Source organism: Micromonospora sp. RV43 (assembly GCF_001029515.1).
GTDB lineage: Bacteria > Actinomycetota > Actinomycetes > Mycobacteriales > Micromonosporaceae > Micromonospora > Micromonospora aurantiaca.
Map to the genome: position 1 here is coordinate 1 of NZ_LEKG01000115.1, position 23,723 is coordinate 23,723.

The window sequence follows — 23,723 nt, forward strand, 5'->3', positions numbered from 1 at the left end:
CTGTCACGTCGGTCATCGGGTCGCCCGCGTCGACGACGGGGCCGGGGCGTTATACCTGGTGAACGACGACCGCAGCAGCACCCCCGCAGCACGCGAACGCGGGTGCAGGCCCCCGGAATGATCCCGGGCAGGCGGTCGTTGCACATGCCTCCGGCGCCACCCAGCCGACCCCGCACGCCACCCCCGGGCGTGCTGCGGGCCGCGTGTGAGCCGGATCCCCCAAGAACCTTTCTTGAGCGCCTGACGGTGCTCGCACCCGCACCGAACCCCCTTTCGGCGCGGGCGTCGACCCCCGAATGGAGCCCCCTCATGAACACGATCCTGCGTAAGAGCATCCTCGGTATCGCCGGTCTGACCGTCGCCGGTGGCCTCGCCGCCGGCCCCCTCAACCACGACACCACCACCCCCACCGCCCGGGACGCCGCGGTCACCACCACTCAGGCCGCCGCGAAGCTCGACACCGCCACACTCATCCCGCACGGCGTGCAGGGCAACCAGTCCCACATCGACCTCAACGACGAGCAGACCGCCAACGTCAAGGCCATCATCGCCGCCACCAAGAAGGCCGGCATGGACGAGCGCGCTGCCGTCGTCTCCATCGCCACGGCGCTGCAGGAGTCGAAGCTGGAGAACCTCGGCCACCTCGGTGACCGTAACGACCACGACTCGCAGGGCCTGTTCCAGCAGCGCCCCTCCTCCGGTTGGGGCACCGTGAAGCAGATCACCGACCCCGAGTACTCCACGACGGCGTTCCTGAAGGGTCTGAAGCAGGTCGACGGCTGGCAGGACATGCCCCTGACCAAGGCCGCCCAGACCGTCCAGGTGTCGGCCTACCCCGACCACTACGCCCAGTGGGAGCAGCAGGCCGCCGACCTCGTCGCCCAGCACTGGAACAGCTGAGTAAGAACAGCGAAAAGGCCGGCACCCCGAACCAACGGGGTGCCGGCCTTTCCGCGTGCCAGGAGACAGCGTCAGGTCGCGCTGATCGTGCCGGTCGCCAGGAGGCAGATCACCAGGCTGCCCAGCGCCACCCGGTACAGCACGAAGACGTACAGCGTGTGGTGGGCGACGTAGCGCAGCAGCCAGGCGATGGCCGCGTATCCGACGGCGAACGCGATGAGCGTCGCGACCACCATCTGCGCCACGCTCGGCGCGGCGGTGCCCGGCGCCGACGGCTCGAACACGTCCGGCAGGCTGAACACGCCGGAGATCACCACGGCCGGGATGGCCAGCAGGAACGAGTAGCGGGCCGCGGTCTCCCGGGTGAGGTTGAGCAGCAGGCCCGCGGTCAGGGTGCCGCCCGAGCGGGAGACGCCGGGGACCAGCGCCGCGGCCTGGGCGAAGCCCATGATGACGCCGTCGCGCATCCGGAAGTTCTCCAGCGTACGGGTCTGCCGGCCCCAGTACTCGGCGAAGGCCAACAGCATCGCGCCGATGATCAGCGTGCAGGAGATCAGCCAGAGGTTCCGGCCGGCGGTGCGGATCTGGTCCTTGAAGATCAGCCCGAAGATGCCGATCGGGATGGTGCCGACGATGACGTACCAGCCCATCCGGTAGTCGAGGCTCGACCGCACCGAACGGTCGACCAGGCCGACGAACCAGGTCCGGACGATCCGCCAGATGTCCTTGGCGAAGTAGATCAGGACGGCGGCCTCGGTGCCGAGCTGGGTCACCGCGGTGAACGACGCGCCCGCGTCCCGGCCGAAGAACAGGGCCGAGGTGATCCGCAGGTGCCCCGACGAGGACACCGGAAGGAACTCGGTCAGTCCCTGGACCAGGCCCAGGACGACGGCCTCGATCCAGGTCACTCGCCGACTCCGGACAGCTCCAGCGCCTCGGCGACGGTACGCAGGGTCTGCACCCCGCTGTCCCGGTCGGCCACGAACAGCGACACCGACAGCGTGGTCACGCCCGCGGCGGCGTACTCCCGCATCCGCTCGGCGATGCGCTCCTTGGGGCCGAGCAGCGAGGTGCGGTCGATGAACTCCATCGGTACGGCGGCGGCCGCGTCGCGCTGCCGCTTGGCCAGGTAGAGGTCCTGGACCTCGCGGGCGGCGTCGCCGTAGCCCATCCGGGTGGCGAGCTGGTTGTAGAAGTTCTGCTTGCGGCTGCCCATGCCGCCCACGTACAGCGCGGCGTACCAGCGCACCAGCTCGGCGCAGGTGGCGATGTCGTCGCCGACCACGACCGGCACGGACGGCACCACGTCGAAGCCGGCCAGTTCCTTGCCCGCCGCCGCGCGCCCGGCGCGCACCGAGGCGAGGTGCTCCTCGGCGAACTCCGGTGAGTAGAAGACGGCCAGCCAGCCGTCGGCGATCTCGCCGGCCAGTTCCAGGTTCTTCGGGCCGACTGCGGCCAGGTAGATCGGGATGTGGTCGCGCGGCGGGTGGAAGCCCAGCCGCAGCGCCTTGCCGGGGCCGTCGGGCAGCGGCAGCGTGTAGTGCTCGCCGTCGTACGCGACCTCCTTGCGGGCCACCGCCAGCTTGACGATGTCGACGTACTCCCGGGTGCGGGCCAGCGGCTTGGCGAACCGCACGCCGTGCCAGCCCTCGGAGACCTGCGGGCCGGACACGCCCAGGCCGAGCCGGAACCGGCCGCCGGAGAGCGTGTCGATGGTCGCGGCGGTCATCGCGGTCATGGCGGGGGTACGGGCCGGGATCTGCATGACCGCGGAGCCCACGTCGATGCGCTCCGTCTGACCGGCGATCCAGGCCAGCATGCTCGGCGAGTCCGAGCCGTACGCCTCCGCGGCCCAGACCACCGAGTAGCCGAGCCGGTCCGCCTCCTGGGCCAGCGCCAGGTGGTCGAAGGGCGTGCTCCACGCCGTCTGGTATCCGAGGTTGAGCCCGAGTCGCACTGATCCTCCCACCGTCCGCACCACAGGTCGCATCAGGTTACGCAATGAGCGTGGCGCCCTCGACGTCCGGCTCGCCCCGAACATGTCACACCGGGTGGAGCTCGCGCGGGAAGTTGACTGCGGCGAGGATATCCGTGACGCCGGGTTCGAAATAAGGTTCACGCATGCAACAGCGACCGCTCGGCCGAAGCGGGCTGGCGGTATCGCGGCTCGCGCTCGGCACCATGACCTGGGGACGGGACACCGACGCCGACGACGCGGCCGCCCAGCTGAAGAGTTACCTCGACGCGGGCGGCAACCTCGTCGACACCGCCGACGTGTACGCCGACGGCGATGCCGAGTCGGTGATCGGCTCGCTGCTGGGCAGCCTGGTGGACCGCGACGAGCTGCTGATCGCCACCAAGGCGGGCCTGCGGCCGGGCAGCCGCCGCCGGGACGGATCGCGCGGTCACCTGCTGCGTACGCTGGACGCCTCGCTGCGCCGGCTGGGCACCGATCACGTCGACCTGTGGCAGGTGCACGGGTACGACCCGGACACCCCGCTGGAAGAGACGCTCTCGGCGCTGGACCACGCGGTGTCCAGCGGGAAGGCCCGCTACGTGGGTGTGTCGAACTTCTCCGGCTGGCAGACCGCCCGGGCCGCCGCCTGGCAGGCCGCCTGGCCGGGGCGCGCCCCGGTGGTCGCCGCGCAGGTGGAGTACTCGCTGCTGGAGCGCGGCGTGGAGCGGGAGGTGCTGCCCGCCTGCGCCGGGATGGGGCTGGGCGTGCTGCCCTGGTCGCCGCTGGGCCGGGGCGTGCTCACCGGCAAGTACCGCAACGGCCGCCCGGCCGACTCGCGGGCGGTGTCGCCGCACTTCGAGCGGTTCGTCGCGACGTACCTGGAGCCGCGCTGCTCCAGCATCGTGGAGGCGGTGGCGATCGCGGCCGGCGGGCTCGGCGTGTCGCCGCTGGAGGTGGCACTGGCCTGGGTGCGGGACCGGCCGGGCGTGACCGCGCCGATCCTCGGCGCCCGCACCGTCGGGCAGCTGCTCGGCGCGTTGCAGGTGGAGCGGATGACGCTGCCGGAGGAGATCGTCACGGCGCTGGACGACGTGTCGGCCGTGCCGGTGGGCTACCCGGAGCGCGACGGCTGAGCCGTACGAGGGCGATCCGGGTCACCCGCAGGGGGTGGCGGAGGGCCCGCGACCTGGGCAGCATAGGGGCATGGACTACGAATACGCGCCGCTGCGGTTGCCCTCGAACGTCGATCGGCTGACCGCCGCGGCGCAGCTGGCGATCCAGGCCGAGTTCTCCGGCTGGGAGCTGGCCCGGGTGCGGCTCTACCGGGACGGCACGCGGCAGGTGGTGCTGCGGCGCCGCCTGGTCAACCAGTCGCAGCCGGGCCTGTCGTACTGACGAGGGGCCCGTCCCCGGGGCCGCGCGACGCGGCGCCGCCCCGGGGACGCGCACGGCCTAGTGCGCGTGGTCGTGCTCCTCGTCGAGTTCCATGAACGGGTGCTCGTCGAGCCGGCCGACCAGCCGGTCGTCGGCGGCCGGCTGGAACGGGCCGACCGGGTCGTCGTCGTCGAACGACTCCAGGTCGACGGGGGTGCCGACCTCGCTGACCATCACCACACCGTCCAGCGGCTCCAGCTCCGGCACGTCGAGCGCGGACAGCGAACCGTCGCCGCTCTGCAGCAGCTCCAGCACCGCCTCGCCGACGCCCTCCACCGGCGCCGGCTCGTCCTCCTCCGGGGTGCCCTCCCGGCGGGCCGCCTCGGCCGCGCGCAGCAGCGCGGCGACGCTGGGCACCCGGTAGTCGCGCCGCTGCCGCACCGAGATGACCCGCGGGTGCGGGTCGGTGGGCTCGCCGCCCTCGACGGCGCCGAAGCGCTCGTCGGCCTCGTCCGGGTCGATCGACTCCACGTCCCAGGGCGTCACCTCGCCGAACGCGTCGAGCAGCTGCTCGTCGTAGGCGAACGAGGCGTTGTTCAACGCGACGTACGCCTGCCAGACGGCGTCGTCGTCGATCCGGCCCTGGGCGGCCCGGACGGCGGCCAGGTGGGCGCGGGCCGCGTCGATCACCCGCTCGAGGGCGGCGTCCAGCTCACCGTGCTGGTCGGTCATGTGTGGCAGTCCCTTCGCGATGGGGGGAGGTTCCGCGCCGGCGGCGCCGCGGCGGGCGCGGTCAGCAGGTACGGAGGAAGCGGTCCAGAACCCGCACGCCGAACTGTAGTCCGTCCAGCGGAACCCGCTCGTCGATGCCGTGGAACAGCCCGGAGAAATTGAGGTCGGCGGGCAGCCGCAGCGGCGCGAAACCGAAGCAGCGGATGCCGAGCTGGGAGAACGCCTTGGCGTCGGTGCCGCCGGAGAGCATGTACGGCACGGGGTGCGCGCCCGGGTCCTCGGCGCGCAGCGCCTCCGACATCCGCGCCACCAGGTCACCGTCGAACGTGGTCTCCAGGGCCGGCTGGCGCTGGACGTACTCGATGGCGATGTCCGGCCCGACCAGCTCGCGCAGCTGCCGCTCCAGTTCCTCGCTCTGGCCGGGCAGGCTGCGGCAGTCGATGGTGGCGGTGGCCCGGCCGGGGATGACGTTGTCCTTGTAGCCGGCGGCCAGGCGGGTCGGGTTGGCGGTGTTGCGGACGGTCGCGCCGATGATGTTGGCGATCGGGCCGAGCTTGGCGATCGCGGTCTCCGGGTCGTCCGGGTCGATCTCGATGCCGAGCACGTCGGAGACCTCGGCGAGGAACGCGCGTACGGTGTCGGTCATCACGACCGGGAAGCGGTGCCGGCCGATCCGGGCGACCGCCTCGGCGAGCGCGGTGACGGCGTTGTCGTCGTGCACCATCGAGCCGTGGCCGGGCCGGCCCTTGGCGTGCAGGCGCAGCCAGTCGATGCCCTTCTCGGCGGTCTCGATCAGGTAGAGGCGGCGCTGCTCGTCGACGGAGTAGGAGAAGCCGCCGACCTCGCCGATCGCCTCGGTGCAGCCGTCGAACAGGTCCCGGTGGCGCCGGGTGAGGAAGTGCGCGCCGTAGTCGCTGCCGGCTTCCTCGTCGGCGGTGAACGCGAGCACGACGTCGCGCCGGGGGCGGACGCCGGTGCGCTGCCAGTCGCGGACCACGGCGAGCACCATCGCGTCGAAGTCCTTCATGTCGATCGCGCCGCGGCCCCACAGGTAGCCGTCGCGGATCTCGCCGGAGAAGGGGTGCACCGACCACTCGTCCGGGTCGGCGGGCACCACGTCGAGGTGGCCGTGCACCAGCAGCGCGTCGCGGCCGGGCTCGGTGCCGGGGATCCGGGCGACCAGGTTGGCCCGGCCGGGCGCGGATTCGTGGATCTCGGCGTCGACGCCGACCTCGGCGAGCTTCTCCGCCACGTACTCGGCGGCGCGCCGCTCCCCCGCGCTGGTGTCGTTGTCGCCGGTGTTGGTGGTGTCGATGCGCAGCAGGTCGCGGCAGAGGTCCACGACCTCGTCGGTGGCGTCGGGTCGGGCGGGGGCGGCGTCGCTCGTCATCGCTTCCTTATACCAGCAGGTGAGGTGGTCGCGGGCCGCCGGTGTCGGGCGGCGGTTTCGCGGATCGTCCGGCCGGGTACCGCCGGACCGCCCGGACATCGACTCCGGCCGTCACGAGGAGGGCACCATGACCGTCCCCCTGCCGCCGCTGCCGCCCGCCGCCGACGACGCGTACCGGCCGGGTGGGCGCAGCGTCGCCGAACTCGTGGACACCGAGCACCGGGTGCTGCTGGGGCTGGCCGACCGGGTCACCGACCCGGCGCTGGACGCCGCCGGCCGGCGCGAGGTGCTCGACGTCCTGACCGCTGCGGTGTCCCGGCACCTGTCCGCCGAGGAGCAGTACCTGTTCCCGGCGGCCCGCGCCGCCGTGCCGGACGCCGCGGAGCTGGTCGAGCGGGAGATCGAGGCGGACGCCGGGCTGCTGACCGCGCTCAAGGAGCTGTCCGGCGCGGACGACCCGGCGGTCGCCGACGTGGCCGAGCGGGTACGCCGGCACGTCAGCCGCGTCGCGGCGCTGGTCACGCCGCTGCGGGAGGTGGCCAGCGACGCCGAGCTGATCCGGCTGGGCAACCGGTGGGAGATCGCGGAGGAGGCGGCGCCGACCCGTCCGCACCCCGGCACGCCCGCCACGCCGCCCTGGAACAAGATCGTCGAACCGGCGGTCGGGGTGCTGGACAAGGTGCGCGACGCGGTCACCGGACGGCGTACCCGGCTGAGCGACCTGGAACATCGCCGCGAGGGGTGAGCCGATCGCCCCTTCCGTGTATCGGTTCGTGGTCCTACCGTCACGGTATGGATCTGGAGCTGCGACACCTGCGTGTGGTCTGCGCGATCGCGGAGACGGGGAGCGTCACCAAGGCCGCTTCGGCGCTCGGCCTGGCCCAGCCGGCGCTGACCGCCCAGCTTCAGCGGATCGAACGGGCGCTGGGCGGGCCGTTGTTCGAACGGGACCGCCGCGGCGCCCGTCCCACCGCGCTGGGTGAGCTGGTGCTGGACCGGGCGCGGGTGCTGCTGCCGGCGATGAAGGGCCTGCGGGACGAGGCGGCCCGGATGGCCGGTGCGGGCGATCCGCTGCGCCGGTACCGCTTCGGCGGGGTGAACAGCCCGATCCTGGGTCGGCTGGTGCACCGGCTCGCCGCCGAGCGGCCGGACGCGCAGATCACCACGTACGGCTCCTGGTCGGTGGACGAGCTGGCGCAGATGGTGGCCGGTGGCCGGCTCGACTTCGCGCTGACCGGCGTGTGCGGCGACTCGACGCCGTCGGCGGGGTTCGGGCTGAGCTGGCGGGAGGTGGCGGTCGAGCCGATCTGCGTGCTGCTGCCGCAGACCCACCCGCTGGCCGGCCACGCCGAGGTCGACCTGGTCGACCTGCGGCGCGAGCGGTGGGTCGCCGCGCCCGGCGACGGCTGCTTCGGCGACTGCTTCGCCGCCGCCTGCGCCCGCGCCGGCTTCACCCCGAAGAAGGTGTACGAGGCGGACGTGCGGGCCGCGCTGGACCTGGTGGACGCGGGCGAGGCGGTGGCGTTGTGCCAGGCCACGTTCCGTCCGGTGGCCGGGCTGGTCACCCGCCGGCTGGCGGGCACGCCGCTGCGCTGGCGGCTGCTGCTGGGCTGGCATCCGGACGTGCCGGCCGCGGCGGTGGCCGAGCCGGTGCTGGCGGCGGCGGTCGCCGCGTACACGGACGCGCTGGCGAACCATCCGGAATACCTTGGCTGGCTGCTGGCGCACCCGGAGTTCGGCGTGCAGCCCAACGGCTCGGGCGGGGTGCGAATCGCCTGAACCCGGGTATCACCGGCGACATGACTGATCTGTATCCGGCTGCCGACCAGCGGGAGCTGCTGCGCCAGGCGGCCACCGCGCACACCACCGCCTCCGCCGAGGTGGAGGCGTTCCTGCGCCGGTTGCCGGAGGTGCCGGGGCCGGCCGACGTGACCGAGTACGCCAACCTGCTCAGCCGCGAGGAACGCGCCCGGGCCGACCGGCAGGCCGCGGCGGACGCGGCCGGGCTGCGGCTGCCCAGCCTGGAGTCGGAGTAGCCGGCGGCGCCCGGGCGGCAGTCCGCCCGGGCGCCGCCGTACCGGCTCAGCGTTCGACGAGTACGTCGTGACCGAGGTCGAGCAGGGCGTGCCGCCACTCGTCGTCGGCGTTGCCCCGGCGTGGCCGCTGCGCGGTCAGCTCCCGGATCCGGCTGATCGCCTCCCGCATCACCTCGATGTCCTCCGGCGTGAGGTCCACCTTGCGCTTGCGCAGCACGGCGAGGATCTGCCGGCCCGGCTCGGGCAGGTCCAGATCCGGGCCCGGACCGAACGCCTCCTCTCCCGAGCCGCGGGTCAGCAGCCACTGCCGCAGCGTCTCGGAAGGCACGTTCACCTCGGCGTGGAAGTCGTCCCAGATCACCTCGACCTCGGGGTCGAGTCGCGCCTCGCGTACCATCACGCCTCCTCTCCCGGCGGCGGCCCGGGTGCCGGCTCGCCCTCGTTCGGTGTGTGCTGCTTCAGACCCTCCGGCGGCACCCGGACCCGGGACGGGTTCGCGGTCGGGGCCGCCTCGATCGGTTCACCGGCCCCGGTGTCGTCGTCGGGGACTTCCTCGGGTTCGGTCATGTCCGCCCTCCGGTCCTTCGGTGACGGCCCGTCCCGGTCCGGCCGGGACGGGCCCCGGCCGGTCATCGGGGATGGGACGTGGTGGCCGGCGTGTAGCCCCGCTCACCGGCGGCGACGTCGAAGACGAGCTGGTCGTCACGGGTGTCGACGGTGACCTTCTGCCCCGGTGAGACCTCGTGCTCCAGCAGCATCCGGGACAGCCGGTTGTCGACCTCGCGCTGGATCACCCGGCGCAGCGGCCGGGCGCCGAACTCCGGCTGGTAGCCGTGCTCGGCGAGCCAGTCGACGCCAGCGGTGCTGAAGTCGACCTGGATGTCCTGGGCGTGCATGCGGCGGCGGGTCTCCTCCAGCAGCAGCCCGGTGATCTGGCGCAGCTGCTCGGCCTCCAGCCGCTGAAAGATGATCACCTCGTCGATGCGGTTGAGGAACTCCGGGCGGAAGTTCTCCTGGAGCCGGCGCATCAACCGCTCCCGCAGCTCGTCGCTCTCCTGCTCGCCGGGCCCGCCGGTGGCGAAGCCGACGGTGCGCTGGGTGCCGGTGATCAGCTCCGAGCCGAGGTTGCTGGTCATGATCAGGACGGTGTTCTTGAAGTTCACGGTGCGGCCCTGGCTGTCGGTGAGCCGGCCGTCGTCGAGCACCTGGAGCAGGATGTTGAACACGTCCGGGTGCGCCTTCTCGATCTCGTCGAGCAGCACCACCGCGTACGGGCGGCGGCGTACCGCCTCGGTGAGCTGGCCGGCCTCCTCGTAGCCGACGTACCCGGGCGGGGCGCCGACCAGCCGGCTGACCGTGTGCCGTTCCTGGAACTCGCTCATGTCCACCCGGACCATCCGGTCCGCCTCGCCGAACAGCGCCTCGGCGAGCGCGCGGGCCAGCTCGGTCTTGCCCACGCCGGTCGGGCCGAGGAACAGGAAACTGCCCATCGGCCGCTCCGGGTCGGCCAGGCCGGTACGGGACCGGCGTACCGCCTCGGCGACGGCGGTGACCGCGTCGTCCTGCCCGATGATCTTCTCGTGCAGGTGCCCCTCCAGGCGCAGCAGCCGGTCGCGTTCCTCCTCGGTGAGCTGGGTGACCGGGATGCCGGTGGCCCGGGAGACCACCTCGGCGATCTCCGTCGGCCCCACCTCGGGCACGTGGCTCGGCCCCTCGTCGCCACGGGCGCGGCGGACCTGGTCCTCCAGATCGGCGAGCCGGTCGCGCAGCGCGGAGGCCCGCTCGTACTGCTCGTCGGAGACCGCCTGCTCCTTGTCCCGGCGCGTCTCGTCGAGCTGCTGCTCCAGCTCGCGCACGTCCTCGGCGGGGGTACGGGTGCGCAGCCGCACCCGGGCGCCGGCCTGGTCGATCAGGTCGATCGCCTTGTCCGGCAGGAACCGGTCGGTGACGTACCGGTCGGACAGCTCCGCGGCGGCCACCAGCGCCTCGTCGGTGAACCGGACCTGGTGGTGCGCCTCGTACCGGTCGCGCAGGCCGCGCAGGATCGCGATGGTGTCGTCGACTGTCGGCTCGGGCACCAGCACCGGCTGGAACCGGCGGGCCAGCGCGGCGTCCTTCTCGATGCTGCGCCGGTACTCGTCGAGCGTGGTCGCGCCGATCACCCGCAGCTCGCCGCGCGCCAGGGCCGGCTTGAGCATGTTCGAGGCGTCCATCCCACCCTCGCTGCCGGCGCCGCCCGCGCCGACCAGCGTGTGGATCTCGTCCAGGAAGATGATCAGCTCCTCACGGTGGGCGCGGATCTCGTCGATCACCTTCTTCAGCCGCTCCTCGAAGTCGCCCCGGTAGCGGGTGCCGGCGACCAGGCCGGACAGGTCGAGCTGGATCACCCGCTTGCCGATCAACGTCTGCGGCACGTCGCCGTCGCAGATCCGTTCCGCGAGGCCCTCCACGATCGCGGTCTTGCCGACACCGGCCTCGCCGATCAGCACCGGGTTGTTCTTGGTGCGCCGGGACAGGATCTCCACCGCCTGCTCGATCTCGTCGGCCCGGCCGATGACCGGGTCGATCTGGTCCATCCGGGCCAGCTCGGTGAGGTCCTGGCCGTACTGGTCGAGGGTGGGGGTGCCCCGGTCCGGGCGCGGCGCGTTCGTCGCGCCGCGCTCGGCGCTGGCCGCCTGCAACGACTCGGGCTGGATCCGGCCGGCGGCGAGCATCCGGCCGGCCGGCGACTCGGGGTTCAGCGGCAACGCCATCAGGATGTGCTCGGGGCCGATGTAGTTGGCGCCCATCGCGCGGGACAGCTGGTGGGCGTCGAGCAGCGCCCGCTTCGCGGCCGGGGTCAGCGACAGGTTCGGCGGCACCTCGCCGCGCGGCGCGCCCTCACCGCGCCCGCCCAGCGCGCCCAGCAGCGCGTCCGGGTCGGCACCGGCCCGGCGGACCAGGTCGCGCAGCGGCTCGCGCTGCAACGCCGCCCAGAGCAGGTGGTCGGTGTCCAGGTCGTTGCTGTGCTTCTGCGCGGCGCGGCGGGCCGCGTCGGCGAGCATCTCCCGGGCGTCGGCGGTCATCAGGCGCGTGATGTCGACCCGGTGCGCCGGCCGGCGTCCCCCCTCGCCCCGGCCGAAGTATCGGGCCAGGAACTCGTCCCAGGGGTCGTTGCCGAAGTCACCCGGTCCCATCATCTCGTCCTCCGCAGTCAGTCGGCACGACCGGCACCCGGCACGCGCGGCACGGTCGGCGGTGGCTACCCGGCGGTCGGCGCGACAAACGCGACCGGATGGCAGGCTGGGGGGCATGGAGAGCAGACCGCTGCTGATCGTGGACGGCGCGAACGTGGTGGGCTCGCGCCCGGACGGCTGGTGGCGCGACCGGGCCGGCGCGGCGGTCCGGCTGCGCGACGCGCTGGCGCCCGTCGGCGAGGCGGGCGTGCCGCCGGAGCTGCCGCCACCGGTGCAGGTGGTGCTGGTGGTGGAGGGCGCGGCCCGGCACGTGGCACCCGCGCCCGGCGTGGAGGTGGTCTCCGCGCCCGGCTCCGGCGACGACACGATGGTCGAGCTGGTCGCCGCGGCACCGGATCGGCGGCGGGTGGTGGTCACCGCCGACCGGGAGCTGCGCGAGCGGGTGACCGCGCTGGGCGCGGAGGTACGCGGCCCGCGCTGGCTGCGCCCGTAGCCCGGCCGGTCCCGCGAGCGGGACCACGGCGTCCGCCGGCGGGACCGCCGGCCGGGGTCTTCGCGCACGTCAACGCGGGAACCGGACACGAGGGCCGCAACCACGCGAGGGTGGATGTTCGTCCACCCGTTCCGATGGGTTGTAATGGAGATCTCTTCCGCCCCCAGGAGGTCCCCGTGGCGAGCGTCGCCGAGCTGAAGGCCGCCATCGATGTCGCTCTCCAGCAGATCGGTGACGGCCAGACAGCGGTGCAGGCGGCCGGCGAGAAGCTGGCCGAGGCGCAGCAGACGCTGGCCGGCGCGCTGGAGGGCAGCGGCCACGAGACGGTCGAGGCGGCCCATGCCTCGTTGACACAGGCCGGCCAGGAGTTGGAGGAGTGTCTGGCCGCGACACTCGTCGCGGTGGAGCAGGCTCAGATCTACGTTGCGACGCTCTGAGGCCGGCCTGTGTCCATCGTCGAGGACATCGGCGCGCAGGTGCGCGCCGCCGCCGAGGAACTGCCGCTGGCGCAGCTCGCCGCCGCGCTGGAGAAGCTCGGCCAGGCGCAGGAGCGGCTGCGCTGGGTGCGCCAGGAGTCGTCCGACCCGATGGGGGTGCCGGAGCTGTCCTCGGCCACCGAGCACGCCGAGACCGCGGGCTACGCGCTGCGTGTGGCGCAGGAGCAGCTCACCGCGTACCTGGCCGCGATCGGGCTGGCGCCGGACGGGGCGCGGCCGGCGCCGCCGGGCGAGCGCCCGCCGAAGCACGACACGCCGCGCGGCGAGGAGCCGCCCGCAGCTGGCCCGGCCGCCGAGCCGGGTGAGCAGCCGGCGGTACGGCGCTGGTGGGCGGTGCGGGTGGCGGAGCTGACCGGCGGCCGGGAGGGCGCGCCGGACGAGCCGGACGAACGCGTCGAGGACTCCCACGAGCTGCTGCGCCGGGTGGTGGCCGGGATCCGCTCCGGTGACCGGGACCGGCTGCACCGCGAGTTGCGCCGGGCGCACGCCGACGTGGGGCTGGGGCTGGCCGCGATCACCCCGCCGCTGCTGCGCGAGCTGGCCGGTGAGCTGCTCGGCCATCCGCCCCGTGCGGACGACCTGCCCCGGCTGCGCGGGGCGCTGGACTCCCGGGTCCGCGACCTGCTGCCCGGGCTGCCGCGGCCGGTGCTGGACACGTTGCTGACCCGGGTGTGCCGGATGCCCCCGCCGCGCCGCGACGACGACGCGGAGCAGCCGCACGCGGCCGACCCGGCGGTCACCGCGGGTGTGCTCACCGGGGTGCTGCTCGACCGGCTCGGCCGGGACCTGCCCAAGGACACCGACGATCGGGAGCCGTCCCGTGGCTGACGTCCGCGCTCAACTGGTGACGCGGGTCCGGGGGATGCTCTCCGAGGCCCTGGGCGCCACCCGTACCCGGCTCACCGCCGCCGAGGCCGAGCTGACCGCGAGCCGGGAGCGGCTGGCGCGTACCCGCAAGGCCGCCGCCGCGGTGCCCGCCCGGGTGGGCGCCGCCCGCGACCGGCGCCTGGCCGAGATCGACGCCCGGCACACGGCCCGCCTCGCCGAGCTGGCCCGCCGGGCCGCGGCCGCGGCACAGCGGGAGGCGCCGGGCGCGGCGTCCGCGCCCTGGGACCGCTGGCAGGCCACGCCCGCCGGCCGGTCCGAGCCGCCCGGCGCGTTGCGCGTCGGCACGGTACGCCTCGACGGCGCCGAACCGGTGCCGGCGCTGGTCCCGCTCCTGGACGCCGGGCACGCGCACCTGGGCGGCGGCGACCGGGACGGGCTGGCCGCCGTGGTGCCCGCGCTGCTGCTGCGCTCGGTCGGGCGGGCCGACCCCGGCGCGGTACGGCTGTACGGGTACGACCCGGAGCACCTGGGCGGCGGCCTGGCCGGGTTCGCGCCGCTGGGCACGGCCGGGCTGCTCACGTTCGTCGGGCCGGGCGGGCTGGGCCGGCTGCTGGACGACCTGGTGGAGCAGATCCGCCGGATCAACGCCACGGTGCTCGCCGGTGAGTACGGCTCGCTGCGCGAGCTGGCCGCCGCGACCGGACGCCGCCCGGAGCCGTGGCGGGTGGCGGTGCTGCTCGGCGGCGACGAGCTGTCCCGGCACGAGCGCGGCCAGCTCGACCGGGTGGTGCGTACCGGTGCGGCCTGCGGCGTGCACCTGGTGGTCCGCGGCATCGAGCTGCCGGACGACCCGACTGTCACCCGGATCACCGTGGAGCCGGGCGACGCCCGGGTGGCCGGGCTGCCGGTGGTGCTCGACGCGCCGCCGCCGCCCGCCCTGGTCACCGAGACGTGCCGCACCGTCGCCTCCCGGGTGGCCGCCGGCCCGCCGCCGACGCCGTTCACCGACCTGCTCCCGCCGCCTGACGAGTACTGGCGGGAGGACTCGGCGCACGGGCTCAGCGCCCCGGTCGGCGAGGGCCCGCACGGGCGGCAGGTGCTGCTCACGCTCGGCGACTACCCGCCGCACGCGTTGATCGGCGGCCCGTCGGGCACCGGCAAGACGAACCTGATCTTCGCCTGGATCGGCGCGCTCGCCGCCCGCTACTCCCCCGCCGAGCTGGAGTTCTATCTGCTCGACTTCAAGGAGGGCGTGTCCTTCGCCCGGTTCGCGCAGGGCCGGCGCGACCCGAGCTGGCTGCCGCACATGCGGCTGGTCGGCATCAACGTCAACACCGACCGGGAGTTCGGCCTGGCGCTGCTGCGCTTCCTCGCCGAGGAGCTGCGCCGGCGCGCCGACGCCGCGAAGAAGCACGAGGTCACCAAGCTGGCCGAGCTGCGCGCGGTGGACCCGGACGGGCACTGGCCGCGCATCGTGGCGGTGGTCGACGAGTTCCAGGCGCTGCTCGCCGGCCGGGACGTGGTCGCCCGGGAGGCCGCCGACCTGCTGGAGGACCTGGCCCGGCGGGGCCGGTCGCAGGGCATCCACCTGGTGCTGGCCTCGCAGGACGTGCGCGGCATCGAGGCGCTGTGGGGGCGGCCCGCGCTGGTCGCCCAGTTCACGCTGCGGATCGCGCTGCCGAAGGCGCTGCGCATCCTGGCCGAGCGCAACGACGCGGCGCAGTCGCTGCCCCGCCACCACGCGGTGATCAACGCCGAGTCGGGCCTGGCCGAGGGGAACGAGGTGGCCCGGATCCCGTCGGCGAGCGACTGGGAGACGTGGAGCGAGCTTCAGCACCGGCTGTGGCGGATGCGCCCGCAGGACGCCGCACCGGCCCGGCTGTTCGACGGCGACGCGATCCCGAAGCTGGCCGACGCGCCGGACTTCCGCGCGCTGACCGCGCCGGAGCAGGGCGTGCCGCGCAGCCCGGTGGCGCTGCTCGGCGAGATCATCGACGTGCAGTCCCGCTCGGCGGCGCTGCGGCTGCCCCGCGCTCCCGGCCGCAACCTGGCGGTGCTCGGCACCCGGGTGGACGAGGCGTGCGCGGTGCTCGACGCCGCCGCCCGATCGCTGGCCCGGCAGTACCGGCCCGGCACCGCCCGGTTCTCCATCGCCTGCCTGGACCCGGACGCCGACCCGGCCGCCCGCGCCCTGTACGAGGATCTGGAAGGCGACGCCTCCTGGTACGACGAGGAGACGGTGCCGGAGCTGATGGCCGAGGTGGGCGACGGACTCGGCACGCCGGGTGCGGCGCGTACCCCGCACTTCCTGCTGCTGTACGCGGTGGACGCGGCCGCCGCGGCGCTCGCCGGCAAGGCCGGGACGCGCACCGGGCTGGAGCAGTTGCGCCGGATCCTGCACGACGGGCCGGAGCGGCGTACGCACGTGCTGGCGTGGTGGCGCGGCGTGGCCCGGATGCGCGTCGACCTGGGCGGCGCGGGCGCGCGCACCGACCAGATCGGCGCCTGGGTGGCGCTGGACGTGCAGGGCGGTGAGCTGGGCTCCTCGCTGTATCCGGGCAGCGGCGGGCCGGACTGGTATCCCCGGCCGTGGCGCGGTCTCTACTTCGACCGCGCGGTGCACCGCACCGGACAGGTGATCATCCCTTATGGTCCGTCCCGATGAACGAACCGGTTGCCAGTGAGACGTACAACGCGCAGATCCGCCGGCTCGCCGAGCTGACCTCCCGGGTGTCCGCCCAGCGGGCCGAGGCGCACACCTGGTACGCCCAGCAGGTGGCCGCCGCGGACCGGGCGGTCGCCGAGGCCGCCGAGCAGGTGCGGCAGGCCGAGGCGGAGGTGGCCGAGGCGTCCCGGATGGTGGAGCGCGTCGACGGCGAGGTCACTCACCTGTGGACGCAGTTGCGGGCCCGGCTCGGTGTGGGCGCCCGGCGGCTCGGTGACCCGCCCGGCCCGGTACGCGGCGCCGCCGGTGACCCGGTGCCGCTGCTGCGGGCGGTCCGGGAGCTGCTGGACCGCACCGGGGCGCCGGGCGAGCTGCCCGGCTCGGTGAACCCGCTGCTGGTCGCGTGCGGGATCGGCGGGGCGCTGGTGGCGTACGCGCTGGGGGTGGCTGCGCGCGCGCTGGCCGCCGGTTCCAGCGGCGACCTGGCGGTGGGTCTTCCGGTGCTGGCGCTGGTGGTGACGCTGCTCGGCCCGGTGATCGGGCTGGCGCCCGCCCGGCTGCTGGCCGACCGCCGCCACGCGGTGCTGACCCCGCGCCCGATGATCGTGGTGGCCGTTTCCGGCCTGGTGACGACGCTGCTCCTGCTGACGGTGACGTACACCCGCTGACCGCCTGCGATCATGGGTCGGCGGCGCGACACGCCGTCGCGCCGCCGGTCGACCTCATGATCGCGCCCGTCAGGCGGGGGTCAGGACGGCCTCCTTGAGCAGGCGGCGGGTCAGTGTCAGGCGGTCGGCGTCGTCGTCGAGGCCGGGGAGGTCGCCGACCCTTGTGACCTCGCCGGTGAGCAGCGCACGCAGCGCCGCCTCGCAGGTGCCGGGGAGCGTGAGCGTACGGTCCGGCACGCGCAGCGTGACCCGTCCGTCGGCGGCCGGGGTGAGCTGCCAGCGCAGCCCGCCACGCACCGCGACCTCGCTGTCCGCTGTCAGCCGGGCCAGCGCCTGCGCCTGGGCCAGCGGCCGGATCGGCGCCGGGCGGGCGGCCGGCCAGACCCGGGCACGCAGCCGGCCGGCCACCGCCGCCGGGTCGGCCCGCAGCAGCCAGTCGCGCAGCGCCTCGACGGTCTCGGTCAGCTCCGGCTCGATCGCGTCCGCGTCGGCCAGGTCGAGCCCGAACGGCAGGCTCGCCCGCAGCCGCGCGTCCTCGGCGGCGAGCGCGAGCAGTTCCTCGACCACGGCGTACCGGGTCAGCGCCCGGATGCCCACTGTCAGGTGCAGCGAGCTGGACTCCTGCGCCTGGGCGCTGTGCAGCCAGCCGCGCGGCAGGTAGAGCGCGTCACCCGGTTCGAGCACGAAGTCCAGCTCGGGGCGCCCGTCAGCGGTCGCGGAGACCTCGTCGGCCCGGCCGCCCCAGGGCTGGCGCTCCAACGGGTCGGCCAGCACCGGCGGGTGGATCCGCCAGTGCTTGCGCCCGTCCACCTGGAGCACGAACACGTCGTGCGTGTCGTAGTGGGTGGCGAAGCCCTGACTACCGGCCGGGGTCAGGTAGGCGTTCACCTGCAACGGCTGGGCCAGCGCGGTGCCCAGGTCACGGGCGAAGTCGAGGAGCGCCGGCCAGGTGCGGTGCAGGCCCTGCAACACCAGCGTCGCACCGTCGGCGTACAGCGCCAGCACCTTCTCGTCGAGGACCTGGTCGCCGATCTCGGCGCCGGCGCCACCGCCGCCGGTGAACCGCGCCGCCGGCACGAGCTGGCCGTCCTTGGCCACCCGCAGGAACGGGGTACGCAGACCGCGGCGGCTGAGCAGCTCGTCGGCGTCGGCGGGGCTGAGCAGGTCGGTGAAGCCGTCGGGGTTGGGCAGTTCGGCGGCGCGGGACAGCAGCGGGCTGTGCCCCCAGTGGTCGGCGGCGAACTTGGCCGGCTCCACCGCCACGCATCGGGCCAGCGCCTCGGTCGCGGAGAACGGAACCGCCGGGCGGCCGTGGCCACCCGGCGGGTCGACGTGCGTGGTGCTCATGTGTCAGGCGCTGCCGTCGGCGCCGCCGTCGCGCTGGCCGGGGGTCGCGCCGCCGTCAGCAGGGCCCTCCGCGCCGCCGTCCGCGCCACCGTCGTGCTGACCCGGAGTCGCGCCGCCGTCAGCGGGGCCCTCCGCGCCGCCGTCAGCGCCACCGTCGTGCTGACCCGGAGTCGCGCCGCCGTCAGCAGGGCCCTCCGCGCCGCCGTCCGCGCCACCGTCGTGCTGACCCGGGGTGGCACCGCCGTCGGCCGGGCCCTCCAGGCCGCTGCCGCCGCTGCTCTGGATGTCGTCGTCGTTCAATGCCATGGGTGCTCCCTCGGTGTGCCGCCCCGCGTGGTGCCGGGGTCCGTGTGCAGCGGGTGGTACCCCACGCCCGACCTTCTCTAACCACACCGTAGACGCCCTTACGCCGCCGTACGGACGGTTCGCGGGGCAAGCGGCCGGGACGGGTGGATGCCAGGATGGCGGGAGGACGACGCGAGGAGACGCACGTGACGCAGCCGGAGCCGCTCACCCCGCTGACCGAGGACTGGCAGCGGGCGCTCGCAGTGGTGGCCCACCCCGACGACCTGGAGTTCGGCGCCGCCGCCGCGGTGGCGCGCTGGACCGGGCAGGGCAAGGAGGTCGTGTACTGCCTGCTCACCAGCGGCGAGGCGGGCATCGACGGGATGACGCCGGAACGCGCCCGGGTGGTGCGCGAGGAGGAGCAGCGGGCCTCCGCCGCCGTGGTCGGGGTGTCGGAGGTCGAGTTCCTCGGCCTGCCCGACGGGCTGCTGGAGTACGGCGTGCCGCTGCGCCGGGCCATCGCCGCCGTGGTGCGCCGGCACCGGCCGGACGTGGTGCTGACCAACAACTTCCGGGAGACGTGGGACGGGGCGTACGCGCTGAACCAGGCCGACCACATCGCCTGCGGCCGGGCCACGCTGGACGCGGTCCGCGACGCCGGTAACCGGTGGATCTTCCCGGAGCAGCTCACCGACGGCACGCAGCCGTGGTCGCGGGTGCGTGAGGTGTGGGCGGCCGGATCGCCGGCGGCCCGGCACGGGGTGGACGTGACCGGCACGTTCGACCGGGGCGTGGCGTCGCTGCGGGCGCACGGGGCGTACCTGAGCGGGCTCGGCGACGGCGGCTTCGACGCCGAGGAGTTCCTGGAGGGCATGGCCCGGCCAGCCGGCAGCCGGCTCGGCACGCGGTTCGGCGCCACGTTCGAGGTCTTCCAGATCAACCTTCACTAGGGCGCGGCGACGTTCCTGGTCGGCACGTCGGGCTGGCAGTACCGGGACTGGCGGGAGCGTACGCCCGGCGACGTCTGCGTGGCGGTGAAGATGAGCCGCTACCTCACGCACGTCGAGCGGCTGCGAGACCCGGCCGAGCCGGCGGCCCGCCTCCTGGCCCGGCGGGCCGGGCTGCCGGTGTCCCGGACGCCGGCGGCCCGCCCCGCCGAGGGGGCGGGACGGGCCGGTCCGGTGCCGGATCAGGGAATCATCTGACGCAGGTCACCCGGCATGGTGGCCTTCACGTCCTCCCACTCGCCCTGGGTGACGTGCCGCCGCAGCGTGTCCAGCACGACCTGCACCACCCGCTGCGCGCCGCCCTCGGCGTCGTACGGGAAGCCCTGGCGCACCTCGTACAGGAAGTCGTCGCGGTTCAGCTTGATCGGCACGTTCTCCGGCTGCCAGCCGTCGAAGTAGATCCCGCGCACCAGCACCGGCAACTGCTGGGCGAACTCGGTGCTCTCCTGCACCGGCAGCCGGTCCCGCAGCAGGTGCAGGACCGTACGCAGCGCGGCATAGGACTGGTTGCGCTGTTCCTTCGGCCAGCCGTACGCGGACTCGATCTCCTTGAGGATCACGTTCGTCTTGTCCAGCGAGGACTCGAACGCGGACAACAGCTGTTCGGCCATCGGGCTCACCCCCGTGCTTCGGTCTCCCAGCGTCGGTCGTCGGCGCGGCGCGGCGGGCCGCTGGGGCCCCGCCACAGCCGGGTCGGGCTGAACCGGCCGGGCCGTTCGCCCCGCCGTGCCGCCTCGGAGCTGCCGACCACGTGCAGTACGCCACCGCGGCGTCGGTCCGCCACCACCCGTACCGTCATGACCCACCTCCTCGTCGCGGCGCCCGAGCCGGCGCCCACAATCCATGCTGCGGCGACGCGGGTGAGCGGGCCTCACCCGTACCGGGTGAGCTGCTCAGGAATCCAGCAGGCCGACGAGCGTGGTGGCGTTGCGCTGCGCGTAGTCCTGGTAGCAGTTGTTCATCAGCACGTGCGTCTGCTCGGCCTGGCCGGCCAGCTCGCGCAGCTTCGGCGCCCAGTCGCGCAGTTCCCGCTTGGAGTAGTCGTAGCCGAACTTCTCGTGGATGTCCTTGCTCGTCCACTTGTCGCTGTGCCCGTGGAACCGGACCACAGCGAGGTCCGCGGTGGCCGCCAGCACCGGGGGGATGGACGACTTGTGTCCCTGCGGCATGTCCACGCAGACGAACGGCAGCTCGTGCTCGCGCAGGAAGCCGAGCGTCTCCTCGGCGTTGTCGCCGTCGAACCAGGAGGCGTGCCGGAACTCGAAGACCGGGCGCAGCGGCGCGCACCGCCGCTCCACCTCCAGCAGGTATTCCTTGTTGGCCCGCTTGATGGTGAACCAGGGCGGGAACTGGAACAGCAGCGCGCCCAGCTTGCCGGCCTCGACGAGCGGGTCGAGGGCGGACAGGAACCGGGTCCACACCTCCTCGTACGCCTGCGCGGGCAGGTCGTCCGGGTAGACGTTGCGCTTGTCCGTCTCCGGGCGCAGGTCCTTGTAGAGCGCGGAGACGCGGGTGGGGTGGCCGGTCAGCAGGCTGAACGCCTTGACGTTGAACGTGAACCCGGCCGGGGTGCGTTCGGCCCACAACCGGGCGGTGCGCTCGGCCGGTGGCGAGTAGTAGGTGGCGTCCACCTCGACCAGCGGGAACTGCCGGGCGTAGTAGGACAGCCGCTTCTCCGGTGTGTCGGCGCTCGCCGGGTACCAGCCGGAGTCGAGCAGGGTCCGGTCGGTCCACGAGGCGGTGCCCACCTTGATCTCACCCATGGGGACAGTCCACCGCGTCGGAGGACCGACCGGCAACCGGAACGGCGTTCAGGCCGCCCGCCGCTCCCGGGTCTGCTTGCAGGCCACGCAGGAGGTGGCGGACGGGAAGATCTCCAGCCGCTCCACCGGGATGGGCGCGGTGCAGCCCTCGCAGAAGCCGTAGGTGCCCTCGTCCAGGCGGTTCAGCGCGTGCTCGAACTGGGCCCGCCGGTCCAGGATGGTGCGCAGCAGCGACTGCGCGGTGTCCCGCTCGGCGGTCTTGGTGCCGCTGTCGGCCTGGTCGTCGCCGGCGGTGTCGCCGACCTCCACCAGCCGGAGCACCTGGCTCTGCGCCACGGTCTGCTCGTACTCGGCGGTCAGCTCGTCGTACCGCGACCGCAGGGACTGCCGGATCTGGTCGACCTCCGCCTGGGAGCGGCCCGTGGCTGTCGTGTCGTGGACGAGCATCGCTGCCTGCCTTTCCTGCGCCCTCATACCGGACCGGGGCGGCCTGCGCCCCGGATCCGGTCCGACTGTGGATGCGCGGGCGACGAGATCACCCGTGCTCTGTGAGCCGGGCGATTACCCCCGCCCTCGGCGGGTCAAACCGGCTGTTTCCTGAGTGTTTCCGGTGAGTCCGCAGCCGCTGGTCAGGCGGCCTCGACGAGCGCCGGACGGCGCGGGTCGTCGGCCCGGACCACCACGTCGGCGAAGGACGCCGGGTCGACCTCGCCGGCGTAGCGGGCGAACGCGGGCAGGGTCCACCGCAGCGCCGGGTCGGTGCGCCGCGCAAGCGCCGCCGGGGAGAGCGCGAGGTGGACGGTGACGTCGAACGGCAGCGCGCCGCCGAGCAGCAGCGCGCCGCTGACCAGGACCACCCCGCCGGGCGGCAGATCCACGTACGCGGCGCGGCTGGCCCGGTCGGCGTCGGCGTCCCACAGCGACGGCAGCAGCCGGCCGGAGCCGTCCGGGCCGGCCGGGTCGAGCACCTCGCGGCGCAGTCCCGGTTCGTCGAGCCAGCCCTCGTAGTACGCGTCGGGGTTGGTGCGGCCGTGCTCCAGGCGCACCGAGGCGGGCCGGAGGAAGTCGTCGGCGCGGACGTGCAGCACCGGACGGCCGGCGGCACGCAGCGGTTCGACCAGCGCTTCGGCGAGCGTGTCCGGCCCGGCGGCGGGCGGGCCGTCCACGGCGACCCGCAGCCGGCCGGGCGTCCCGGTGCGGGCGAGACGCTCGGCCAGCTCGGTGACGAGCCGGTCGGGGCTGATCGGGCGCACGCGCATCGGACCATCGTGCCGCGCGGGCGGGCGGGTCACCACATGATCGGTTCGGGCGGTCGGGGCTCCGTCCGGCGGCGATCGTCGGGTGGTGGTCCCGGGTGGTCAGCCGGTGCGGTCGATGGTGACGCGGGCGTCGTCGGCGAGCCGGTAGCCGACGCCGTAGACGGTGGTGACGAGCGGGACGTCCACACCGACCTTGCCGCGCAGCCGGCGTACGTGCACGTCGACGGTGCGGACGCCGGCGTGCTCGTACCCCCAGACCGCGTTGAGCAGTTGCAGCCGGGTGAACACCCGGCGCGGGTGGGCGACCAGGTGCAGCAGCAGGTCGAACTCCAGGCGGGTCAGCGGCAGCGGCTCGCCGTCGCGCAGCACGGACCGGGACGACGCGAGGATGTGCAGGGTCGGGATGGTCGGGGCGAGCGGGCGGGCCGGAGCGCGGCCGCCCGGGACGGTGTCGGGACGGCGCTCGGCCGGGACGGTGCCCGCGCTGACCACCGCGTCGCCGCGTTCGAGCATCTCGCGGGCGGCGTCGAGCAGCCGGCGGGCGGCCGGGGTGAGCGACTCCTCGCAGGCCAGGGGGATGTTGAGGGTGACGGTGAGCATGGGCGCGGCAGCGGTGTTGGCGGGACGACGCTGGCCGCCGGGGGGACGACCGGGGACCGCGGGTTGGGACGTATGCCATCCGGCGCGCGACGAGGCGGGGCTGACCGACATGGTCCTCCTTGGGCTGGTCCGGGTATCTCCCCACGGCCCGGGACGCCGCTTCATCGATGCTTCCCGGCGTCTCTGCGAGGGTCAAGGGGCGGCTGCGTTGCATGAATGTGACATTTGACGAACACATCGCAGCCGTGCGCTCGCTCTGCGTGCGAGGCCCGTTGATTACAGCAGAGCACCGATTCGAGATGGTACGGGGGGTCTCCCCAGGGGTTCACAGTGGCGGATCAGCCGCAGACGTGAACGCGGCGCACCCCGGGACCGGGTGCGCCGCGTGCCGGTCGGCCGAGGTCAGGCGTCGCGGTCCACGACGATCGCGGCGTCGTCGGCGAGGCGGTAGCCCACGCCGTACACGGTGGTCACCAGCGGCGTCTCCGGCCCGAACTTGGCCCGCAGCCGGCGCACGTGCACGTCGACGGTACGCGCCACCGCGTGCTCGTAGCCCCAGACGTTCGCGAGAAGTTGCAGGCGGGTGAACACGCGGCGGGGATGTTCGGCGAGGAACAGCAGCAGGTCGTACTCGATGCGGGTCAGCGGGATCTCGGCGCCGCCGCGGCGGACGCGCCGGGTGCCGGTGAGGATGCGCACGCCGCGGGGGCGGGCGCCGCCGCGGCGCAGGTCGAGCACGGTACGGG

At 74.2% G+C, this 23,723-nt stretch carries 29 protein-coding genes; 13 read left to right on the forward strand and 16 right to left on the reverse strand.

Going from position 1 to position 23,723, the window contains the following annotated elements; translation table 11 throughout:
- Window positions 1-309: 309 nt before the first annotated feature.
- A complete protein-coding gene (locus ABD52_RS24520) occupies window positions 310-900 on the forward strand; it encodes a hypothetical protein (protein ID WP_047893389.1) in 591 nt (196 codons plus the stop codon).
- A gap of 71 nt (window positions 901-971) precedes the next feature.
- Here the strand turns inward: ABD52_RS24520 and ABD52_RS24525 are convergent, their stop codons facing one another.
- Window positions 972-1,808 (reverse strand): undecaprenyl-diphosphate phosphatase, encoded by an 837-nt coding sequence (locus tag ABD52_RS24525; protein ID WP_047893390.1) that lies wholly within the window; start codon window positions 1,806-1,808, stop codon window positions 972-974.
- Window positions 1,805-2,857, reverse strand: a complete 1,053-nt coding sequence (locus tag ABD52_RS24530; protein ID WP_013286072.1) for an LLM class F420-dependent oxidoreductase — start codon at window positions 2,855-2,857, stop codon at window positions 1,805-1,807. Before ABD52_RS24530 ends, ABD52_RS24525 begins: the two co-directional genes overlap by 4 nt.
- Window positions 2,858-3,021: 164 nt before the next feature.
- On the opposite strand from ABD52_RS24530, the gene ABD52_RS24535 reads away from it, so the two are divergent.
- Entirely contained in the window at window positions 3,022-3,990 is a 969-nt protein-coding gene (locus ABD52_RS24535; RefSeq protein ID WP_013286071.1) for an aldo/keto reductase, read from the forward strand.
- Between the two features lie 70 nt (window positions 3,991-4,060).
- Window positions 4,061-4,252, forward strand: a complete 192-nt coding sequence (locus tag ABD52_RS24540; RefSeq protein ID WP_030274256.1) for a DUF5703 family protein — start codon at window positions 4,061-4,063, stop codon at window positions 4,250-4,252.
- A gap of 57 nt (window positions 4,253-4,309) precedes the next feature.
- Here ABD52_RS24540 and ABD52_RS24545 read toward each other — a convergent pair whose 3' ends face one another.
- On the reverse strand, window positions 4,310-4,963 hold the full coding sequence (locus ABD52_RS24545; protein WP_013286069.1) for a hypothetical protein: 654 nt from the start codon (window positions 4,961-4,963) through the stop codon (window positions 4,310-4,312).
- A 61-nt stretch (window positions 4,964-5,024) separates the two neighbouring features.
- Window positions 5,025-6,353, reverse strand: coding sequence for a M20/M25/M40 family metallo-hydrolase (locus tag ABD52_RS24550; protein ID WP_047893391.1), 1,329 nt, complete (start codon window positions 6,351-6,353; stop codon window positions 5,025-5,027).
- 127 nt (window positions 6,354-6,480) lie between these two features.
- On the opposite strand from ABD52_RS24550, the gene ABD52_RS24555 reads away from it, so the two are divergent.
- Genes ABD52_RS24555 through ABD52_RS24565 form a run of 3 tightly spaced genes read left to right on the forward strand, consistent with a single transcriptional unit; the run spans window position 6,481 to window position 8,389 of the window.
- Window positions 6,481-7,098 (forward strand): hemerythrin domain-containing protein, encoded by a 618-nt coding sequence (locus tag ABD52_RS24555; RefSeq protein WP_013286067.1) that lies wholly within the window; start codon window positions 6,481-6,483, stop codon window positions 7,096-7,098.
- A 47-nt stretch (window positions 7,099-7,145) separates the two neighbouring features.
- Window positions 7,146-8,132 (forward strand): LysR family transcriptional regulator, encoded by a 987-nt coding sequence (locus ABD52_RS24560; RefSeq protein WP_047893392.1) that lies wholly within the window; start codon window positions 7,146-7,148, stop codon window positions 8,130-8,132.
- A 20-nt stretch (window positions 8,133-8,152) separates the two neighbouring features.
- Window positions 8,153-8,389, forward strand: a complete 237-nt coding sequence (locus ABD52_RS24565; protein WP_013476980.1) for a hypothetical protein — start codon at window positions 8,153-8,155, stop codon at window positions 8,387-8,389.
- A gap of 46 nt (window positions 8,390-8,435) precedes the next feature.
- On the opposite strand, the gene ABD52_RS24570 is transcribed toward ABD52_RS24565, so the two are convergent.
- From ABD52_RS24570 to ABD52_RS24575, 3 genes are all read right to left on the reverse strand, one after another.
- Complete coding sequence (locus ABD52_RS24570; protein ID WP_018788399.1) at window positions 8,436-8,786, reverse strand: DUF3140 domain-containing protein; 351 nt, start codon at window positions 8,784-8,786, stop codon at window positions 8,436-8,438.
- Window positions 8,786-8,956 (reverse strand): hypothetical protein, encoded by a 171-nt coding sequence (locus ABD52_RS40290; protein WP_013286063.1) that lies wholly within the window; start codon window positions 8,954-8,956, stop codon window positions 8,786-8,788. Before ABD52_RS40290 ends, ABD52_RS24570 begins: the two co-directional genes overlap by 1 nt.
- A 62-nt stretch (window positions 8,957-9,018) precedes the next feature.
- Complete coding sequence (locus ABD52_RS24575) at window positions 9,019-11,568, reverse strand: ATP-dependent Clp protease ATP-binding subunit (RefSeq protein WP_047893393.1); 2,550 nt, start codon at window positions 11,566-11,568, stop codon at window positions 9,019-9,021.
- 112 nt (window positions 11,569-11,680) lie between these two features.
- Here ABD52_RS24575 and ABD52_RS24580 point away from each other — a divergent pair, with 112 nt between their 5' ends.
- The 5 genes from ABD52_RS24580 to ABD52_RS24600 all read left to right on the forward strand — a co-directional run bounded on the left by ABD52_RS24580 (window position 11,681) and on the right by ABD52_RS24600 (window position 16,716).
- Window positions 11,681-12,058 carry a hypothetical protein gene (locus tag ABD52_RS24580; protein ID WP_013286061.1) on the forward strand — a complete coding sequence of 126 codons (378 nt, stop codon included), beginning with the start codon at window positions 11,681-11,683 and terminating at the stop codon, window positions 12,056-12,058.
- A gap of 176 nt (window positions 12,059-12,234) precedes the next feature.
- Entirely contained in the window at window positions 12,235-12,495 is a 261-nt protein-coding gene (locus tag ABD52_RS24585; protein WP_047893394.1) for a hypothetical protein, read from the forward strand.
- Between the two features lie 9 nt (window positions 12,496-12,504).
- Window positions 12,505-13,383 carry a hypothetical protein gene (locus ABD52_RS24590; RefSeq protein ID WP_047893395.1) on the forward strand — a complete coding sequence of 293 codons (879 nt, stop codon included), beginning with the start codon at window positions 12,505-12,507 and terminating at the stop codon, window positions 13,381-13,383.
- Window positions 13,376-16,048 carry an FtsK/SpoIIIE domain-containing protein gene (locus ABD52_RS24595; protein ID WP_047893396.1) on the forward strand — a complete coding sequence of 891 codons (2,673 nt, stop codon included), beginning with the start codon at window positions 13,376-13,378 and terminating at the stop codon, window positions 16,046-16,048. The genes ABD52_RS24590 and ABD52_RS24595 overlap by 8 nt, the downstream gene beginning before the upstream one ends.
- Window positions 16,045-16,716, forward strand: a complete 672-nt coding sequence (locus tag ABD52_RS24600) for a hypothetical protein (protein ID WP_047893397.1) — start codon at window positions 16,045-16,047, stop codon at window positions 16,714-16,716. The genes ABD52_RS24595 and ABD52_RS24600 overlap by 4 nt, the downstream gene beginning before the upstream one ends.
- Window positions 16,717-16,785: 69 nt before the next feature.
- Here the strand turns inward: ABD52_RS24600 and ABD52_RS24605 are convergent, their stop codons facing one another.
- Together ABD52_RS24605 and ABD52_RS38500 are read right to left on the reverse strand one after the other, a co-directional pair.
- The gene (locus tag ABD52_RS24605) at window positions 16,786-18,063 is read right to left on the reverse strand and encodes a cupin domain-containing protein (RefSeq protein WP_047893398.1); all 1,278 of its coding nucleotides are present in this window, start codon (window positions 18,061-18,063) and stop codon (window positions 16,786-16,788) included.
- A gap of 3 nt (window positions 18,064-18,066) precedes the next feature.
- On the reverse strand, window positions 18,067-18,369 hold the full coding sequence (locus ABD52_RS38500; protein WP_013286055.1) for a hypothetical protein: 303 nt from the start codon (window positions 18,367-18,369) through the stop codon (window positions 18,067-18,069).
- 185 nt (window positions 18,370-18,554) lie between these two features.
- Here ABD52_RS38500 and ABD52_RS24615 point away from each other — a divergent pair, with 185 nt between their 5' ends.
- Complete coding sequence (locus tag ABD52_RS24615) at window positions 18,555-19,298, forward strand: PIG-L deacetylase family protein (protein WP_013286054.1); 744 nt, start codon at window positions 18,555-18,557, stop codon at window positions 19,296-19,298.
- A gap of 90 nt (window positions 19,299-19,388) precedes the next feature.
- The gene (locus ABD52_RS41010; protein ID WP_235437547.1) at window positions 19,389-19,553 is read left to right on the forward strand and encodes a hypothetical protein; all 165 of its coding nucleotides are present in this window, start codon (window positions 19,389-19,391) and stop codon (window positions 19,551-19,553) included.
- On the opposite strand, the gene ABD52_RS24620 is transcribed toward ABD52_RS41010, so the two are convergent.
- The 7 genes from ABD52_RS24620 to ABD52_RS24650 form a co-directional block, all read right to left on the reverse strand.
- Window positions 19,538-19,966, reverse strand: a complete 429-nt coding sequence (locus ABD52_RS24620; RefSeq protein ID WP_013286052.1) for a DUF2267 domain-containing protein — start codon at window positions 19,964-19,966, stop codon at window positions 19,538-19,540. The genes ABD52_RS41010 and ABD52_RS24620 overlap by 16 nt on opposite strands.
- Before the next feature lie 5 nt (window positions 19,967-19,971).
- On the reverse strand, window positions 19,972-20,154 hold the full coding sequence (locus ABD52_RS24625; RefSeq protein WP_013476990.1) for a hypothetical protein: 183 nt from the start codon (window positions 20,152-20,154) through the stop codon (window positions 19,972-19,974).
- A 94-nt stretch (window positions 20,155-20,248) separates the two neighbouring features.
- Entirely contained in the window at window positions 20,249-21,118 is an 870-nt protein-coding gene (locus tag ABD52_RS24630; protein ID WP_047893399.1) for a DUF72 domain-containing protein, read from the reverse strand.
- A gap of 48 nt (window positions 21,119-21,166) precedes the next feature.
- A complete protein-coding gene (locus ABD52_RS24635) occupies window positions 21,167-21,565 on the reverse strand; it encodes a TraR/DksA C4-type zinc finger protein (RefSeq protein WP_047893400.1) in 399 nt (132 codons plus the stop codon).
- A 182-nt stretch (window positions 21,566-21,747) separates the two neighbouring features.
- Entirely contained in the window at window positions 21,748-22,377 is a 630-nt protein-coding gene (locus tag ABD52_RS24640) for a uridine kinase (protein ID WP_047893401.1), read from the reverse strand.
- A 99-nt stretch (window positions 22,378-22,476) separates the two neighbouring features.
- A complete protein-coding gene (locus ABD52_RS24645; protein WP_013286047.1) occupies window positions 22,477-23,088 on the reverse strand; it encodes a winged helix-turn-helix domain-containing protein in 612 nt (203 codons plus the stop codon).
- 291 nt (window positions 23,089-23,379) lie between these two features.
- A partial coding sequence (locus ABD52_RS24650) for a winged helix-turn-helix domain-containing protein (protein WP_047893403.1) occupies window positions 23,380-23,723 on the reverse strand: 344 nt, incomplete at its 5' end.